Annotated in this window: 13 protein-coding genes; 5 read left to right on the forward strand and 8 right to left on the reverse strand. The window is 70.5% G+C overall.

Translation table 11 applies throughout. The features are described from left to right. Window positions 1–43: 43 nt before the first annotated feature. Window positions 44–307 (forward strand): acyl carrier protein, encoded by a 264-nt coding sequence (locus WCD84_RS06780; RefSeq protein WP_343254875.1) that lies wholly within the window; start codon window positions 44–46, stop codon window positions 305–307. Then, window positions 304–1893: a class I adenylate-forming enzyme family protein gene (locus WCD84_RS06785; RefSeq protein WP_343280854.1), complete on the forward strand. Its 1590-nt coding sequence runs from the start codon at window positions 304–306 to the stop codon at window positions 1891–1893. Before WCD84_RS06780 ends, WCD84_RS06785 begins: the two co-directional genes overlap by 4 nt. 36 nt (window positions 1894–1929) lie before the next feature. On the opposite strand, the gene WCD84_RS06790 is transcribed toward WCD84_RS06785, so the two are convergent. From WCD84_RS06790 to WCD84_RS06820, 7 genes are read right to left on the reverse strand one after another with little or no spacing between them, the layout of a single operon-like run. Further along, on the reverse strand, window positions 1930–3030 hold the full coding sequence (locus tag WCD84_RS06790; protein WP_343254873.1) for a hypothetical protein: 1101 nt from the start codon (window positions 3028–3030) through the stop codon (window positions 1930–1932). 9 nt (window positions 3031–3039) lie between these two features. After that, the gene (locus tag WCD84_RS06795) at window positions 3040–3984 is read right to left on the reverse strand and encodes a hypothetical protein (RefSeq protein WP_343254872.1); all 945 of its coding nucleotides are present in this window, start codon (window positions 3982–3984) and stop codon (window positions 3040–3042) included. Beyond that, the gene (locus WCD84_RS06800) at window positions 3981–5711 is read right to left on the reverse strand and encodes an HAD-IIIC family phosphatase (protein WP_343280855.1); all 1731 of its coding nucleotides are present in this window, start codon (window positions 5709–5711) and stop codon (window positions 3981–3983) included. The genes WCD84_RS06795 and WCD84_RS06800 overlap by 4 nt, the downstream gene beginning before the upstream one ends. Further along, on the reverse strand, window positions 5708–6007 hold the full coding sequence (locus WCD84_RS06805) for a hypothetical protein (protein WP_343254869.1): 300 nt from the start codon (window positions 6005–6007) through the stop codon (window positions 5708–5710). The genes WCD84_RS06800 and WCD84_RS06805 overlap by 4 nt, the downstream gene beginning before the upstream one ends. After that, on the reverse strand, window positions 6004–7971 hold the full coding sequence (gene asnB / locus WCD84_RS06810; RefSeq protein WP_343280856.1) for an asparagine synthase (glutamine-hydrolyzing): 1968 nt from the start codon (window positions 7969–7971) through the stop codon (window positions 6004–6006). The genes WCD84_RS06805 and asnB overlap by 4 nt, the downstream gene beginning before the upstream one ends. Window positions 7972–7973: 2 nt before the next feature. Then, window positions 7974–8792, reverse strand: a complete 819-nt coding sequence (locus WCD84_RS06815; RefSeq protein WP_343280857.1) for a J domain-containing protein — start codon at window positions 8790–8792, stop codon at window positions 7974–7976. Then, entirely contained in the window at window positions 8789–9790 is a 1002-nt protein-coding gene (locus WCD84_RS06820; protein ID WP_343280858.1) for a polysaccharide deacetylase family protein, read from the reverse strand. Before WCD84_RS06820 ends, WCD84_RS06815 begins: the two co-directional genes overlap by 4 nt. Window positions 9791–9887: 97 nt before the next feature. On the opposite strand from WCD84_RS06820, the gene WCD84_RS06825 reads away from it, so the two are divergent. The 3 genes from WCD84_RS06825 to WCD84_RS06835 are packed head-to-tail and all read left to right on the forward strand — an operon-like array spanning window position 9888 to window position 14846. After that, window positions 9888–12719, forward strand: coding sequence for a right-handed parallel beta-helix repeat-containing protein (locus tag WCD84_RS06825; RefSeq protein WP_343280859.1), 2832 nt, complete (start codon window positions 9888–9890; stop codon window positions 12717–12719). Between the two features lie 40 nt (window positions 12720–12759). Beyond that, complete coding sequence (locus tag WCD84_RS06830) at window positions 12760–13839, forward strand: Gfo/Idh/MocA family protein (RefSeq protein WP_343280860.1); 1080 nt, start codon at window positions 12760–12762, stop codon at window positions 13837–13839. After that, complete coding sequence (locus WCD84_RS06835; protein ID WP_343277992.1) at window positions 13836–14846, forward strand: NAD-dependent epimerase/dehydratase family protein; 1011 nt, start codon at window positions 13836–13838, stop codon at window positions 14844–14846. The genes WCD84_RS06830 and WCD84_RS06835 overlap by 4 nt, the downstream gene beginning before the upstream one ends. Here the strand turns inward: WCD84_RS06835 and WCD84_RS06840 are convergent. Beyond that, on the reverse strand, window positions 14843–16009 hold the full coding sequence (locus WCD84_RS06840; protein ID WP_343280861.1) for a glycosyltransferase: 1167 nt from the start codon (window positions 16007–16009) through the stop codon (window positions 14843–14845). The genes WCD84_RS06835 and WCD84_RS06840 overlap by 4 nt on opposite strands. Between the last annotated feature and the right edge of the window lie 162 nt (window positions 16010–16171).

Raw genomic sequence — 16171 nt, forward strand, 5'->3', positions numbered from 1 at the left:
CGGTTTCCGTTCTCCCTGACTCGACCCTTCAATGGATGCCGCAGTGAGCCAGTACGAAGCCCAGGTACGCAGCTTCATCGACGAGAACTTTCCACCCGCCATTCCCGGCGAGGCACCGGCCGCCGACCTCAGCCTGCTTGAATCCGGCGTCATCGACTCGATGGGCGTGCTGCTGCTTGTCACCTGGCTGGAGCAGGACTTCGGCTTCGTGGTGGACGACGACGAGGTGGTGCCGGAGAACCTCGACAGCATCGCCGCCATCGGCGCCTTCGTCGCTCGCAAGCTGGAAGCGGAGCCGGCTGAGTGACCGCACGCTGCGAACGCTGGCTCGCGCGGGCAGCCGCGGCGCATCCGGACAAGGTGGCGATCGTGCGCGGCGCGAACCGCGTGGATTACGCGACCCTGCATGCCGACAGCGAGCGCTTTGCAGCCGGCCTGGTCGGGCAGGCCGGCCTGGAAGACGGCGACCGCTGCGTGGTGTTCCTGGAGAATTGCGTCGAGGCGGCGGTCGCTGTGTTCGGCACGCTGCGCGCGGGCGGCGTGTTTTCAATCATCAACCCGACCACCAAGGCCGACAAGCTGGCCTTCGTGCTTGGCGACTGCGGCGCGTCGGTACTCCTGACCCAGGCCAGTCTGCTTCCGGTCGCGCTGTCGGCCGCGGCGCGCGCCCCGGGCCTGCGCTGCATCGTGGTGGTCGATGGCGACGGCGATGGTGCCGACGGCACCCCCATCGGTTATGGCCGCTTCCTCGCGGCGGCCGATCCCGCCCGGCTGCCGGTCGAGGTCGGCATCGACATCGATCTCGCCATGCTGGTCTACACCTCGGGATCGACCGGCAATCCGAAGGGCGTGATGATGACCCATGCCAACGTGCGCTTCGCGGCGTCGTCGGTCACGACCTACCTGCGCTCCAGCGAGGACGACGTGGTCTTCAGCGTGCTGCCGCTGGCCTTCGACTACGGCCTCTACCAGCTCCTGATGTGCGTGAAGCTCGGCGCCACCCTGGTGCTGGAGAAGTCTTTCGCGTTCCCGCAGAAGGTGCTGCCGCTGCTGGCAAGCGAGGGCGTGACCGTGTTCCCGCTGGTGCCGACGATGGCCGCGCTGCTGCTGCAGCTGCGCAACTTCGACCCCGCCTGGGCGCGCAGCGTGCGCTGCCTCACCAATACCGCCGCGGCGCTGCCGCCCGCTCACATCCGCCGGCTGCAGCAGCTGTTCCCGGCCGCGCGGGTGTACTCGATGTACGGCATGACCGAATCCAAGCGCTGCACCTGGCTTCCGCCCGAAGAGCTGGAGCGCCGGCCCGACAGCGTCGGCATCGCCATCCCGGGCACCCGCGCCTGGGTGGTCGACGACGCCGGCCAGCCGCTGCCGCCGGGCACCGTCGGCGAACTGGTGGTGCGTGGCGGGCACGTGATGCAGGGCTACTGGAACAACGCCGAGGCGACCGCCCGCGCCCTGCGGCCGGGGCGCTATCCCTGGGAGCGGATCCTGTACACCGGCGACCTGTTCCGGATGGATGCGGAGGGCTTCCTGTACTTCGTCGGGCGGAAGGACGACATCCTCAAGTCGCGCGGCGAAAAGGTCAGCCCCAAGGAAGTCGAGAACGTGCTGTACGCCATGCACGGCGTGCGCGAGGCGGCGCTGGTGGGCGTGCCCGATCCGGTGCTGGGCCATGCCCTCAAGGCGCTGCTGGTGGTCGATGGCCCCGGCTTGGACGCGCGCGCGGTCATCGCGCACTGCCGCGCCCACCTGGAAGAATTCATGGTGCCGCGCACGGTGGAGTTCCGCGAGTCGCTGCCCAAGACCGGCACCGGCAAGATCCGGCGCAGCGAGCTGCAGGCGGAGGCCGATGCCGCGGTGCAAACCGGGCTGCCGCACGCGCTCCCGTCCTGAGCGCTGCCCGCGGGACGGGCAGCCCACCGGATGGCATCAAAGATGGATGGGGCCGTCGCCATCGCCGCGCGTCATGTGGATCCGGTCCAAGCAGGCATCCCAGGGCGCCAGTGCGGCATGCAGGCCCTTGGACACGGCCAGGGCATAGTTCGACGGCCCGCGCAGGAAGCCGTGGCGACGCAGCGCGGCGCCCCAGGCGGCATGCTGCTGGTTGCTCACCACAAGGTCCACGCCGCGCGCCCTGAGATGGTCGCGGGCGGCCAGCGCCACCGCTGCCTCCTGGCCGGGAAGTGCAAGGCAGTCGACCAGCGTGCCCAGCCGCATGTCGCCGAACTGCTTGTGGCCTTGCAGGCGGCTGTCGAAGACCAGCGCCCAGCCGACCACGCGCCCCGCCACGGACACTTTGAGCCGGATCGGCTTTGCCGCCCCCGGCGGATACAGCGCATTGAGTTCGCGCGCATCGCGCAGTGCGAGCAGGGCGTACTGGCCAAGCGCTTCGCGCCAGATGGCGTCGGTCCAGTCACCGAAGCGCTCGACGACCTCGACCGACGGCCGCGGGCTCCGCCGCCACCGCCCCTGCACCACGGCCAGCGCCGCGCCCGCCACGCCGGTCACGGCGATGGCGTCGAGGACCATGCGCCGTGGCGCACTGCCGCGCAGCACCCTGATGTTGCGCAGGAACGGCGCCGCCCGCACCACGTGGAAGTAGAACGGCACCAGGCCCACCGTCCAGCCCATGCTTCGCAGCACGGTGGGCAGCGGCGTGTGGGTGCCGCCCATGCCCAGCGCGTACATCGTCCGGTTGCGCCGCGACGCGCTGGCCAGGACTTCCACGCCCACGCGCGCGTGCGCCGGGTCGATGCTGCCTTCGGACAGCGGCAGCTGCAGGTTCCTGATGTCGTCCCTGGCCTTGCCCTGGAGTGCGAACGGCTGCTGCTTGACCAGGTAGCCGCCGCGCACCTCGCCCTCGGCAAGCGCCACGTAGCCCTCGAGGAAGGTGCTGCGTCCGGGGTCCTTCGGCAGCCACGGGATGCGGCTCGAGGCAGGGAAGCGGAACGGCGAGCCGCCGTCGGCCAGCCGCTGGTTGAAGCGGGCCACGGCCGCCTCGTGGTGGGGCAGGTAGGCTTCGATCGCCATCGCCAGGCCTCAGGAGGTGCCGTGGCTGAACTTGTGCCGCAGCCATCGGCGTTCCAGCCGGCCGCGCTCGGCCGCGCTAAGCGCATGTACGCCGCCGCGGGACGCGGCGACGTGGTCGAGCAGCGTCGAGACCGGGACAAACCAGCCGCCACGCCGGGAAAGCCGCGTCATCAATTCGACGAAGCGGGGATCAAGCGCGCCGTCGGTGCAGAACCCCTTGCCGAAATGGGTGTACATCACGCAGGCGCCGCCTTCGTCCTCGAGCTTCTCCTGGGCCTCCTCGTCAAGGGTGGCGTTGAAGATGCCGCAGTTCGCGCCCTCGGACGAGGCGAACCACGACTTGACCCAGGGCCGGTCGGGGTCGTGGTAGGGCATCCACGGGCACGAGGCCATGGTGTTGGCGCCGGGGAAGGTGAAGTTGCGCACGTAGTCGACCTGCTCAAGGCACAGGTCGCCCCAGAACGAAGGATGGCCTTCAACGTGGCCACCGAAGCCGCGCTGCCGGAACCGCGTCAGGGCGTCGTAGACCAGGCGCTGCGCGCCGCTGACCCGGGCGCTGCCCCAGTACATGCCCTCGCCGCAGTCGGTGTGCGTGGCGAGCACCCGCGGACGCTGCCCGAAGAGGGCCTTGAAGCGCTCCAGGCCGCGGGCGATCCCGTCGCGCAGGGAGGTGTGGTAGGTGACGTTGTGCAGGCCGATCTCGAAGCCTTCCGCCTGCAGCTGCAGGACCCAGTCCAGGTAGGCGGGCTCGGCGCAGGTGGCTCCTCCCACCACGCTGGGTGGCCGACTGGGGGCCAGCGGCCACACCGACTTGGTGGTCATGATGCCGAGGTCGCGCAGCAGTGCGTAGACCGCGGGGGCGTTGTCCAGCGTGCTGCGGTCGGTGTCGTCGAAGATGGTGAAGGCGAAGCGCTTGCCGTCGGGCCAGGCCGGTGTCGCGGGAACGCGCGTCATGCGTCCATCTCTTCGGCCCTTCCGGGCTCCAGCAGGGTGATCGATTCCGGGAGCGGGCAGGGCCGGCCGGTGTCGAAGGTGAAGCGCGGCGCCTCGCGCGCGTCCGGCACGGAGCGCATGAAGACCTCCAGGCACGGCTGGTTGCGATCGCTGGCGACGAAGTCCGCGACCACGCGCCGGGCACCCAGGCGCTGCGCCTGCGCCAGCACCCACGCCAGCATCGCCTCTTCCACCTGGCGCCCCATGACCCGGCAGCTCAGGACGAAATCCGCGACCATCGCGTCCGCGCCGTCGATCGCCAGGCTCGCGATGCCGGTCAGGCCGGAGTCGCCGAAGCGGTCGGAGACGCGGAAGGTCCAGGCGTGGTGGCCGGGCATGGCGGCCCATGCCGCGAACTCCGCCGCGGCCATGCGCCGGGTGCGCAGGTTCATCTGGTTGGTCTTGTTGAGCAGCTGTGCGGTGCGCTGCAGGTTGGCCGCCGACAGCGGCTCGACCGTGACCGTGGTGCCGAGCCCGCGCAGCCACGAGGCGATGTCGCCCACGCGTGCACGCGCATTCCGGCGCACGCGCTCGCGTGCATAGGCCTCGGCGCGATCCGCGTCCTCGGCGGTGAAGTGCAGGGTGTCGAAGCAGTCCATGCCGCGCAGCGCGTGCGCGTACAGCATGGGATCCCGCGGCCAGTCCGGCACCAGCACGTCCGGCAGCGCGGAGCGCACGCGCTCGCGTTCCACCGGGTTGTCATCGATGAACACCACCGAGTCCAAGCCCAGGCGCAGCTCCGCGGCAAGGTCGGCGATGTTGGCCGCCTTGTCCGACCAGTTGATCCGCCAGCCGGCGAAATCGCCGCGGCGCAGGCGCATTTCCGGGTGCTGGTCGATCGCCTCCAGGGCCACGGCTTCGGTGTTCTTGCTCGCGATCGCGAGCACCACACCGCGCTTCTTCAGCAGGCCGAGCTCGTCCTGGAAGGCCGTGAACGCTTCGCCGGCATGGTGGTGGCCGCCGAGCACCAGCGCCTCATAGCCGACATCGCCGACCACGCCGCCCCAGAGGGTGTCGTCGAGATCGACCACCACCAGCTTCCGCGAGCGCCCCTGCAGCGCGCGGAGCGCGGCGCGGATGTCCGCCGCCGCGGCCGTGAAGACCTCCGCGCCATACGGCACCTTGCCCATGAACCACATTTTCGGCGAATGGGCGCGCTCGCCGCCGGCGAGCAGCCAGCGCTGGGCGTCGAGCACCAGCACGTTGTCGCAGCCCTGCAGCTGTTCGGAAAGCCGGACGTTCATCCGCGCAAGTGCGATCTGGATCCCGTGCCCATCGCGGTAGTCCAGCGGCCCGCGGCCGCGCCCGGATGCGGGTGCGACCCACGCCGGCGCCAGCAGCATCCGGCAGCGTCCTGCCGCCGCGACCAGCAGCGCCGCGTAGGCGTCGACATCGGCGAGCAGCTCATCGGTCTGGCAGCGCTCGCCGGCAAGCAGCCGGGCGAACGCCGGCGAGACCGCCGCCGCCCGTGCCCAGGCCACGGTGCAGTCGGGGCGGGGCTGCCACGCGCCGTGCGCCGGGTCGGCGAGGACCTGCGCGACCTGGCCGTAGTCGGCGGCGTCGACGACGAGCGGCAGCTCGCCGCCATCGGCCGCCAGGTGGTTGGCCAGCACCCGGGTATTGAAATCCGAGAGCAGCAGGCAGCGCAGCGTGCGCGCGTCGCCGGCGACCGGAGGCTGGTCGGTCATCGTGCGTCGACTCCTTCAGCCAGGGCGTCCGCCAGCGCGCCGAGGGAACGAAAGGGGTTCTGCTCCAGCGGCAGGCCGATCATGTCGGCAAGCGGCAGCTCGAACCCGAAGGCATCCATCAGGCGGTCCTCGATATCGACCACCAGTCCCATGAGCGTCAGTGATTCGACCCTGGAACCGGTTCCGACCAGGGCGAACGCCGGCGATTTTTCCAGCTTGCGCGCTGGCGGCAGCTGGGCATTCATCGCATCGATGGCCTGGTCCAGGATGGCGGCGACGGCGTCTCGGGTAGTCATGTGGTTTCCAGCTCGGGCAGTGGGGTTGCAGGTGCGGCCGCGGACGCGTTGCTGTGCAGCAGGCGCGTGGACAGGATCCCGACGAAGGCCTGGTTGTCGGCGAATCCGGTTGCTTTGCCGTTCCGGGCCTTGGCGTACAGGCGCGCCACCGCGGCGGCGTCGAACATGCCGTCGGCGCGGAGGGCGTCGGGGTCGAAGGCTTCGGCCACGTAGTCCAGCGGCCGGCCGTCGACGAAGAAGCTCTGGCTGTCGGGTGCGCGATAGGGCTGCTTGGTGCGCCGGAGGATGTCTTCGGGAAGCAGGCCGGCCAGGGCCTTGCGCAGCACGTGTTTCTCCGAGAGCCCGTGGATCTTCCACTGCGGTGGAAGCCGGTTGGCGAACTCCACCAGGGTGTGGTCGAGAAACGGATAGCGGCCCTCGATGGATGCGGCCATCGCCGCGCGGTCGCCCTGGCTTGCCAGCAGGTAGCCTGCCAGCAGGGTCTTGGCCTCGACGTACTGGTCGCGCGCCAGCGGTGCCCAGCGCATGATCGACGCGGGCAGGCGCGACTCGACCAGGGCCATCGGATCGAAGCCGGCCACCGAGGCGCGCAGCTCGGGGGACAGGAACGCCAGTGCGCGCGCGGACGTGGACCAGCGCGGCAGGTGGGCGAACACCGGGCGCCCGATGTGCTCCATGCCCTGGCCGAAGAACGCGGCGGCGAACGCCGGGTTGGACGACGGCGAATTGGCCAGGTAGCCGTACAGCCGCCCCAGCAGTCGCGGACGCGCGGCCGATCCCGGCTGCCGCGCCCAGAAGCGGCGCACCTTGGCTTCCTTGAACAGGTCGTAGCCGCCGAAAACCTCGTCGGCGCCCTCGCCGGTCAGCACGACCCGATAGCCCTGGCGGCGCACTTCATCGGCGAGGAGCATCAGCGGAACGCCCGCGGTGCGAAGCACCGGCGTCTCGGCGTGGGCGACGAAGCGCTGGAAGCCCGCGCCAATCTCGTGGGCGCCAATGCGCAGCGTGGTGTGGTCGGTGCCCAGGTGGCGGACCATGGCCTGCTGGTGCTCGCTCTCGTCGAATTCGCGCTGGGCGAATGCGACCGAAAACGTGCGTACCGGCGTCCGGGTGGCGGTACGCACCAGGGCCACGATGCCCGAGGAGTCCAGGCCGCCGCTCAGGTAGGCGCCCACCGGCACGTCGGCGCGCAGCTGCAGGCGCACGGCATCCACCAGGCGCTCGCGCAGTTCGCCCGCGGCCTGGTCAATGTCGCGCCACGGCCGGGCCGCCTCGCCGGTCTCGGGGAAGTCCCAGTCCCAGTAGCGGTGCAGGCGTTCGCGGCCGTCGGCCTCGATGGCGAGGATGTGCCCCGGTGGCAACGTGGAAACGCCCTGCCAGGCGGTGTCGGGATCCAGCGGCGCCCACAGCGTCAGCGCCTGCGCCAGGCCGACCGGATCCAGCCGCGCATGCCCCGGCAGGGCCGCGAACAGGGCCTTCACCTCCGATGCGAACCACAGCGTGCCGCGGGCGCGGGTGTAGTACAGCGGACGGATGCCGAGGCGGTCGCGGGCCAGGACCAGCCGCCGCCTGCGTGCGTCCCAGAGGGCGATCGCGAACTGGCCGTTGAGGTGTTCGACGAACGCATCGCCGTAGCGCTGGTAGAGGTGCACGATCACTTCGGTGTCCGAGCGCGTGCGGAAGACGTGGCCCTGCGCCTCCAGCTGGGCGCGCAGCTCCACGAAGTTGAAGATCTCGCCGTTGAAGACGGTCCACGCGCTGCCATCGGGACTGGCCATGGGCTGGTCGCCGGTGGCCAGGTCGATGATCGACAGCCGTGCGTGCGCCAGGCCGACGCCGTCGTCGACGTGGAAGCCGTAGCCGTCGGGTCCGCGATGGGAGAGGGTGGCGATCATCGTGCCCAGAACCGCCCGTGCGCCGTCGCGCGGCACCGGGCTTCCGAGGTAACCGGCCAGTCCGCACATGATCAGGACTCCCCGTGGATGCGGTGCCGGGCGCTGTTGCCGCCTGGAATGCAGGTCGCGCCCGCCTCGCGCCGCGCCATGTCGTCCGGCGCCGGCCTGGGCGAGCCGACGCGAAGTGGCCGCAGCGGCGAGCTGTACCAGTCGGCCAGGCGGTCGCATTCGAAATGCATCCACGACGGCCCGTAGATCCAGTGCGCGTCGTCGGCGTCGCGTGCGACGGGCTCGCCCATCAGCGTGACCACGGTGCGGCGATCCATGCCGAGCTGTGCATGGACCAGCGCCGACGCCACGGTGTCGTGGGACGCGCCGGGGACGATGGCGGCCGCCGACGGCGGGTCCGAGACCGGCAGCCAGCGCCAGATCGCAGCGACCACCAGCAGCACCGGCAGCAACAGCACGCGCATGCGTGGCACGCGCCGTTCAGCCCCTTCTGGAGCCGGCGAGGGCGAGGGCGATTTGACCACGCGCGACCCGGCAGCCGCCTGTGCCTGCGCTTGTGCCTGCGGCTGCGGCCGCGGCCGTGGCTGTGGGTGTGGATCAAGCGTGGAAGCGGTGTTTGCGCTGCCGGCCGGAACCGGTGCGCCGGGAAGCCGGCCCTGCCCGCGGTGGAATTCGAGCACGGCGGCATAGCCCAGGTTGAGCGCGATGAGAACGTCCGGATTGCGGGGCCGGACCGCCGGGCGATCGGGATGCAGTTCGGCCACGCGCCGGCGATACGCCTGCTTGAATGCGACGAGGCCGCAGTCGGGCGCCACGCCAAGCTCTGCGTAGGTCTTCGCGAAGTCGACGCCACCGGCCATGGTGCGCACCTGCCGGCTCACGCCACGGCCTGGCGGCAGAACAGCTGCGGGACCTGCACCATGGCCCGGAACAGATCGCGGCCGATGCCTTCCTCCACGGCGGTCCGCTGCAGGTCGAGCTGCGCCGATCCCGCATTCGCGATCCCGCCGTAGAACGAGAACGCCTGCTGCACGCCGGCTTCGCGCAGGAGGCGCCGGGTGTCGTCATTGAACGCGGTAGGGCTGCCGACCGGGTAGGCGAAGTGCGTCATCGCGATCCCGAGTTCCTCGCGCAGGCGGGTCGCGCAGCCCGCGATCTCGGCGTGCTGAGCGGCCGCGGACAATGTGGACAGGATCGGATGGTTCACGGTGTGGCCGCCGATGGTCATGCCGGCATCGGCCATCGTGCGGACCATGTCCCAGTCCATCCATTGGTCCTCCACCGTCTCCGGTGGCTCGATGCCGGTTTCGGCGGCCAGGCGGGCATGGAATGGAGCGAGCTGCTCGAATGGCAGCTGCTTGTAGACGCCCAGCACGCGATGGATGCAGGCCTCGCGGTCGCGCTCCAGCGTGACCGGCTGGTCGAGCCAGGGCGCGAGGTCCAGCGAGGCACGGCGGGCTTCGCGCACCTGCATGGCGATCGCGTCCCACCACGGGAGCAGTTTGCGGTCAATGAATCCGGTGGCGATGAAGAACGCCGCGGGCACGCGGTGGCGCAGCAGCACCGGGAAGGCGATGTCGTGGTTGTCGAGGTAGCCGTCGTCGAAGGTGATCGCAACGTGGCGCCCGCGGGGACGCCGCAGGGCATCGGCGATGTCGTCGAGCGCGATGACGTCGCAGTTGGCCTTCAGGAAGGCGACCTGGGCATCGAAGCCCTCGGCGGTGGCGCTCCACAGGGCGCGGTCGTAGCGCGAGCGGCTGCTGTCGCCAACGCGGTGGTAGTTCAGCACCAGCACCCCGTCGCGCGGGAGCGCTGCGGCTGCCATGCGGCGCAGGCCCGGTGTCGCCAGCACCTTCGCCACCATGTCCCTCTTCATCATCCGGCCATCCCCGACCGCGGCCTGTCGCCGCCGATATTCCCGTTGTCCATACCAACGCGAAACCACGGCGCAACCAGCCATCCACACGGGAAACCCGATGCACCAGCACCACGCGCCGTCCCATGAAACCCCCGTCGCCGGCGCAGCCGGCCGCCATCGCGGCCCGTTCGCGTGCATGGTCCTGGCGCTGCTGGTGGCCGTCGCGCCGCCCCTGGGCGCGCGTGAATGGTTCGTTTCAACCGAAGGCAGCGACAGCAACGATGGCAGCCGCGAGCGGCCGTTCCGGACCATCGGCCACGTGCTGTCTCCGGCGAACTACCTGGTCGGACACGGCGACACCGTGACCCTGCGCGCGCCTCCGGGCAACCGCACCTACAACGAGTGCGACGTGCGCCTGCGCGTGCGCCTGGTGCTGCGCTCGCATCTAGGCGAGCGCGCGCACATCCACTGCGACATCGCGACGCCAGAAACCGTGGTCGTACAGGTGGATCCCACAGCCTCGGGCAGCCGCATCAGCACGCTCGAGCTCAGCGGCGGCCGGGTCTACGGCGTGATGATGCAGACCAACTGGTACCAGGGCGGCCCCGCGAGCGAACACGGGGCCTCCAACGTCGTGCTTGAGGACCTGCTGATCCGCGACACCGGGCGCGACGGCATCAAGATCACGCCCAAGTCGGACAACGTGACGATCCGCCGCGTCGAGATCCGCAACACCGGGGCCGCCTATCCGCCGGGCACGCCGGTCGACGCGATGAACGCCGACGGCATCGACAACGTCAACGGCTCGGGCATGGTGGTGGAAGACAGCCACATCCACGACATCGCCACCACCGGCCTGTACTTCAAGGGCGGCGCCGCCGACGTGCTGGTCCAGCGCAACCGGATCGAGAACACCGGCGTCGCGGGCATCCTGGTCGGCTTCGACACCAGCCCGGAGTACCTGGATCCCGAGGTGAACCCAGGCTGGTACGAGTCCGTGCGTGGCGTGGTCCGCAACAACCTGGTGCGCAACACCGGCTATTCGGGGATCGGGCTCTACGCGGCGAAGGATGCGCTGGTGGCCAACAACACCATCGTCGATGCCGGGCGCAGGGGCCATGCAGGGCTGTACTTCGGCATCGCCTTCCAGGACCGGGAGCCGCACGCCGGGCGCCCGCCCAGCGTCAATCCACGGCTGGTCAACAACCTGGTGGTGGGCAGCGGGCGCTGCGTCGAGATCCGCCATTCAAGCGAAATGGGTGGCCTGTCCGCGCTCGACGGAGCCCCGGGCATGGACTACAACGCCTATCGCAATGGCTGCAGTTTCCTGGATGCGCGGCCGGGGACCGGCGACCCGCGCCTGACCCTGCCGCTGCCGTTCGTGCGCTGGAAGGACCAGTCGGGCAGCGATGCCCACGGCCTTTCGGGCGAGTTCCGCGTCGACGAAGACGGCCGGCTGCTTGCGACGGCAGCCGTCGCCGGGCCCGGTATGCCGGTGGAGGGCCTGGAGGACGACATCACCGGCTCGCTTCGCATCGGTGCGATGACCATCGGCGCGTTCGGCGCCGAGGTGCAGGCCGTGCCCGCAGCCGCGCCGGGCCTTGCCCCGGCCGGTGACGGCACGCCGGCAAACGACCCCGCACCATCGGGCGAAGATGCCCGGACGCCTGATGGCCAGGCCGGGGAAGAAGCCTCCGCTGCGGCTGCACGCGGCCCGTGGGGCTCGTCGCTGGCCTGGCTGGCGCTTGCCGCAGCGCTGGCGCTGCTGTTTGCCGGTGCGGTGACCGCATACCTGCTCCACCGTCGCAACGTCGCCGGTTGGCTGTTTTCCTGGCTGCGCCAGGACTGGCGCGCACCGGTGCCGGAGGGAACCACGCGGCACCTGCTGTTCTGCTTTGTCGATCACTACGAGCCGGGCTGGGGGCAGCCGGGTCATGAGCGCGAGTGCGAGCGCGTGGCGCGTTGGCAGCGCGACCTGCCGCGGCTGTGCGAGGGCCACCGCGACGCCGACGGCCGGCCGCCGGTGCATTCGTTCTTCTTTCCCGGCGACGAGTACCGCCCGGAGCACATCGATTCGCTGGTCGAGCTGTGCCGCATGGGCCTGGGCGAGATCGAGATCCACCTGCATCACCACGACGACACCGAGGCGACCCTGCGCGCCAAGCTTGCGGACTTCGCGGACACCCTGGCGTCGCGCCACGACGCGCTGCCACGCGACCCGGTGACCGGGCAGCCGCGCTGGGCGTTCATCCATGGCGACTGGGCACTCGACAACAGCCACCCGAGCGGAAATCACTGCGGGGTGGACAACGAGCTGACGGTGCTGCGCGAAGAGGGCTGCTACGCGGACTTCACCTTCCCCGCCGCTCCCGATCCCTGCCAGCCGCGCACGATCAACCGCATCTACCGCGCCACCGACGATCCGCTGAAGCCGAAGTCGCACGACACCGGCGAGCGCGTGCGCGTGGGCGGCAAGAGCGACGGCGACCTGATGATCATCCAGGGGCCGTTGGGCCTGCGCTGGAAGAGCCGCAAGTTCGGGCTGCTGCCGCGGATCGAGAACAGCGACATCCGCGCCGTGGCACCGCCCAGCCGCGACCGCATCGATGCCTGGGTCCAGACCGGCATCCACGTGGAGGGGCGGCCGGAGTGGACCTTCGTGAAGATCCACACGCACGGCGCCGAGGACTGCGACATGGACACCCTGCTGGGTGCGCCCATGGACCAGGCCTACGACTACCTCGAGTCGCGATACAACGACGGCCAGAAATGGAAGCTGCATTACGTGAGCGCACGCGAGATGTACAACATCGTGCGCGCGGCCGAGGACGGCCTGGCGGGCGACCCGAACCGCTGCCGCGACTACGAAGTGCCGCGGCCGGGCTACCGCGCGGCCGGCAAGGCGGTCAGTGGCGGTGCGATGGCCGAGCCACGCGCGGTGGCCCTGTGACCGGCCCCGGGAAGGCCAGGGCCATGACGGAGGGGGTCTGATGCGGGTCGGGATCATCGGCTGCGGCAAGATCGCCGACGGCCATGCCGAACAGCTGCGCGCGCTGGACGGCGTCGAGCTCGTCGCCGCCTGCGACCGCGAGCCGCTGATGGTCGGGCAGTTCACCGACCGCTGGCCGGGCGTGGCGGGCTACACGGACGTCGCGGCCATGCTCGCCGCGGAGAGGCTGGATGTCGTGCACGTAGCCACGCCACCCGACTCGCACGTCGCCCTCGCCTGCATGGCGCTGGATGCCGGCTGCCATGTGTTTGTCGAGAAGCCGTTCGCGCTCGACGCCCGCGGGGCGGCAACGATCCTCGACTGCGCCGCGCGTAACGGCCGCAAGGCGTGCGTGAACTACCTCTACAATTTCGAGTCGCCGGCGCTTGCCCTCCACGGCCTCCTGGACCAGGACCGGCTTGGCGACGTGGTGCACATCGACACCAGCTACGGCTACAACCTCTCCGGCGACTACGGCATCGCGGTCATGTCCGATCCCGCGCACTGGGTGCATCGCCTGCCCGGCAAGCTGTTCCACAACGTCATCGACCATGTGCTGGCGAAGGTGGTGCCGTTCTTGCAGGGCCCGGTCGAGGTCCATGCGAGGGCGTGGCGGATGCGCCCCGACAGCGGCAGCGCGCTGGTCGATGCCATGCCCGACGAGCTGCGCTTCCTGCTTTCCGGCAGCAACGGCGTGACGGTGTCGGGCATGGTCAGCTCGCACGCACGCCCGGTGTCGCATGCGATGACCGTGCGCGGCACGCGCGACACCGTCGAGCTCGATTACGGCGCGCGGACGCTGGTGCGCAGCCAGCGCCAGGAGCAGCCCAGCGCGATCGGGCGACTGTTCCCGGCCTGGGTGCAGTCGGCGCGTTTCGCGCGCAGCGGCCTTGGCAACCTCGCGGCGTTCGCACGCCACGATTTCCATTACTTCGAATGCATGCGGGTGCTGCTGCAGCGCTTCCACGAGTCGATCCGCGGCGTTGCGCCGGATCCGGTCCCGGCCGCGGAAATCCTGCAGGTGGCGACGCTGATCGACGCCATCGTGGATGCGGTGGGCCAGACGGAGGCGGGGCGATGAGGGTCCTGGTCACGGGCGCGGGCGGCTTCCTGGGGCGACACGTCGCGGCCAGCCTGCTGGAGCAGGGCGTGGACCAGCTGCGCCTGCACTTCCGCGGACGGCCGCCAGCGGGGCTGGTCGAGCAGCTGGCCGAACGCTTTCCCTCGGCGTCGATCGAGACCGTGGGCGCCAACCTGCTGTACCGCCACGACCTTGACCCGGCCACCGCCGGCGTGGATTGCGTGGTCCACGCCGCAGCCGGAATGCGCGGGTCGGCCGCCGACATGTTCGCCAACACCGTGGTCGGCACGCGCAACCTGCTCGATGCCAGCGTGGCCTCCGGCGTGCGCCGGCTGGTACTGGTGAGCTCGTTCTCGGTCTATCGCACCGAGGGACTGGCGACGGGCGCGGTCCACGACGAGTCGGTGCCGATCGAGGACGTCGGTATCTCCAAGGGTGCCTATGCGCACGCCAAGACGCGGCAGGAGCAGCTGGTCGATTCATACCGGCGAGCAGGCGGGTTGGAGACGGTGACCCTGCGTCCCGGCGTCATCTACGGGCCGGGTGCTGCCGGACCATCGTCGCGCGTCGGCATTTCGGCGATGGGCCTGTTCTTCAGCCTCGGCAGGCGCGCCGAACTGCCCCTGACCTACGTCGAGAACTGCGCCGACGCGATCGCGCTCGCGGCGCTGCGGGCACCGGACGGCGCCGCATACAGCGTGGTGGATGACGACCTGCCCGACTGCGCGGACTACCTGCGCGGTTACCGTGCGCGGATGCGGGGGATACGCATGCTGCCGGTTCCGTACTGGGCCCTGCTGCTGGGGTCGCGCGGCCTGGTGGCGTACAACCGCCGTTCGAAGGGCCAGTTGCCCGCGGTGTTCACGCCCTACATCGTGCGCTCGATGTACCGGCGCTTCCGCCATTCCAATGCCGCGCTCAAGGCGCTTGGATGGACGCCGAAGGTCGCCACGGCGGAAGGCATGCGCAGGACGTTCGACGCTCTGGGCGACGGCGCGGAGCGCTAGGCGGCACCGATCGCCTCCGCGTACAGCTCGTCGTAGCTTGCGCGCATGGCGTCGATCGAGGCGCTGTGGACCACCCAGGCACGCGCGGCCGAGCCCAGCGAAGCGCGCAGCTGCCGGTCCGCGAGCAGCTGCACCAGCGCTGCGCGCAGCGCCGCGCCGTCGTCGCTCGGGAACAACAGCCCGGTGCGGCCATGGCGCACGATTTCCGGGTTGCCGCCGACATCGCTGGCCAGTACCGGCAGCGCCGCCGCGCAGGCTTCCAGCAGCGCGATCGAAAGGCCCTCGGTGCGCGAGGGCAGGGCGAACACGTCCAGCGCCGGCAGCAGACGCCCGACGTCGTCGCGGGCGCCGGTGAACCGCACATGCGCTTCGATGCCGAGCACCCGTGCCCGGTCTTCGAGCGACGCGCGCATGGGTCCGTCGCCGATCAGCAATACGCGTACATCGGGAAACATGGCCGCCAGCGCCGGCACCTGGTCGAGGAGCAGGCGGTGGTTCTTGAGCTCTACCAGCCGGCCGACGCAGCCGATCACCAGCGCGTCGGCGGGCACTCCCAGCGCATCGCGCGCATCAGCGCGGTCGATGGCGCCTGGCGACTGCGGAACCGGTACGCCATTGCGCACCGCGACCACCCGGGCCGGTGGTGCGAGACCTTGCTCGACAAGGTGCTGCGCCACCTGGTCGCCGACCCCGGCCACGCGCGCGGTCCGCGTCAGCGAGAACCCGTACAGCGCTCGCAGCCGCGGCCTGGACAGCCGGCCACCCATGTTGTGGCAGGTGTTGACCAGCGTGGCGCGCGCCCGCCCGGGCAGCGCGAGGGCCAGCGCTGCGTGGTAGTTGGGCACGAAGTTGTGGCTGTGGACGATGCCGGTCTGCCTGTCTTTGATCGTGCGCAGAAGTCGCGCCAGCGGCGCGAGGTCGAAGCCCTTGCGCTTGCCGCCCTCGATCACCTGGATCCCGGCGCCGGTGAGTTCGGGCCCCAGGCCGGTGGCGTCCGTGAGGCTGAAGACCGCCACCGAGTGGCCATGGTCTCGCTGCGCGACCGCCAGATCGGCGACCACGCGCTCCAGGCCGCCGCATTCGAGCGAGTCGACCACGTGCAGGATGGAGAGCCGGCCATCGCCCGCCAGGCGCGGCGCGGTGGCCCTTGGTGCTGCGCTCACCGGCCAGACCGGACCGCGGTCTTGCGGGTGACGTAGCGCCTGCGGTTGCGGCCGCGGGAGGCGAAGTCGTCAACGATTTCCTGCCGGCTGCAGGCGTCGTAATACATGGTTCCTGACCGCATGACTGCTGGGGCGCGCTTTTTCGGAGTGTCCTGGACATCG

This window comes from Luteimonas changyuni, assembly GCF_039548395.1.
Lineage (GTDB): Bacteria > Pseudomonadota > Gammaproteobacteria > Xanthomonadales > Xanthomonadaceae > Luteimonas.

Excerpts from the sequence above, each read along its gene's own strand:
- WCD84_RS06790 (WP_343254873.1), bottom strand. The coding sequence starts at position 3,030 with ATGGCGATCGAAGCCTACCTGCCCCACCACGAGGCGGCCGTGGCCCGC.
- WCD84_RS06795 (WP_343254872.1), bottom strand. The coding sequence starts at position 3,984 with ATGACGCGCGTTCCCGCGACACCGGCCTGGCCCGACGGCAAGCGCTTC.
- WCD84_RS06800 (WP_343280855.1), bottom strand. The coding sequence starts at position 5,711 with ATGACCGACCAGCCTCCGGTCGCCGGCGACGCGCGCACGCTGCGCTGC.
- WCD84_RS06805 (WP_343254869.1), bottom strand. The coding sequence starts at position 6,007 with ATGACTACCCGAGACGCCGTCGCCGCCATCCTGGACCAGGCCATCGAT.
- asnB (WP_343280856.1), bottom strand. The coding sequence starts at position 7,971 with ATGTGCGGACTGGCCGGTTACCTCGGAAGCCCGGTGCCGCGCGACGGC.
- WCD84_RS06820 (WP_343280858.1), bottom strand. The coding sequence starts at position 9,790 with ATGATGAAGAGGGACATGGTGGCGAAGGTGCTGGCGACACCGGGCCTG.
- WCD84_RS06825 (WP_343280859.1), top strand. The coding sequence starts at position 9,888 with ATGCACCAGCACCACGCGCCGTCCCATGAAACCCCCGTCGCCGGCGCA.
- WCD84_RS06830 (WP_343280860.1), top strand. The coding sequence starts at position 12,760 with ATGCGGGTCGGGATCATCGGCTGCGGCAAGATCGCCGACGGCCATGCC.
- WCD84_RS06835 (WP_343277992.1), top strand. The coding sequence starts at position 13,836 with ATGAGGGTCCTGGTCACGGGCGCGGGCGGCTTCCTGGGGCGACACGTC.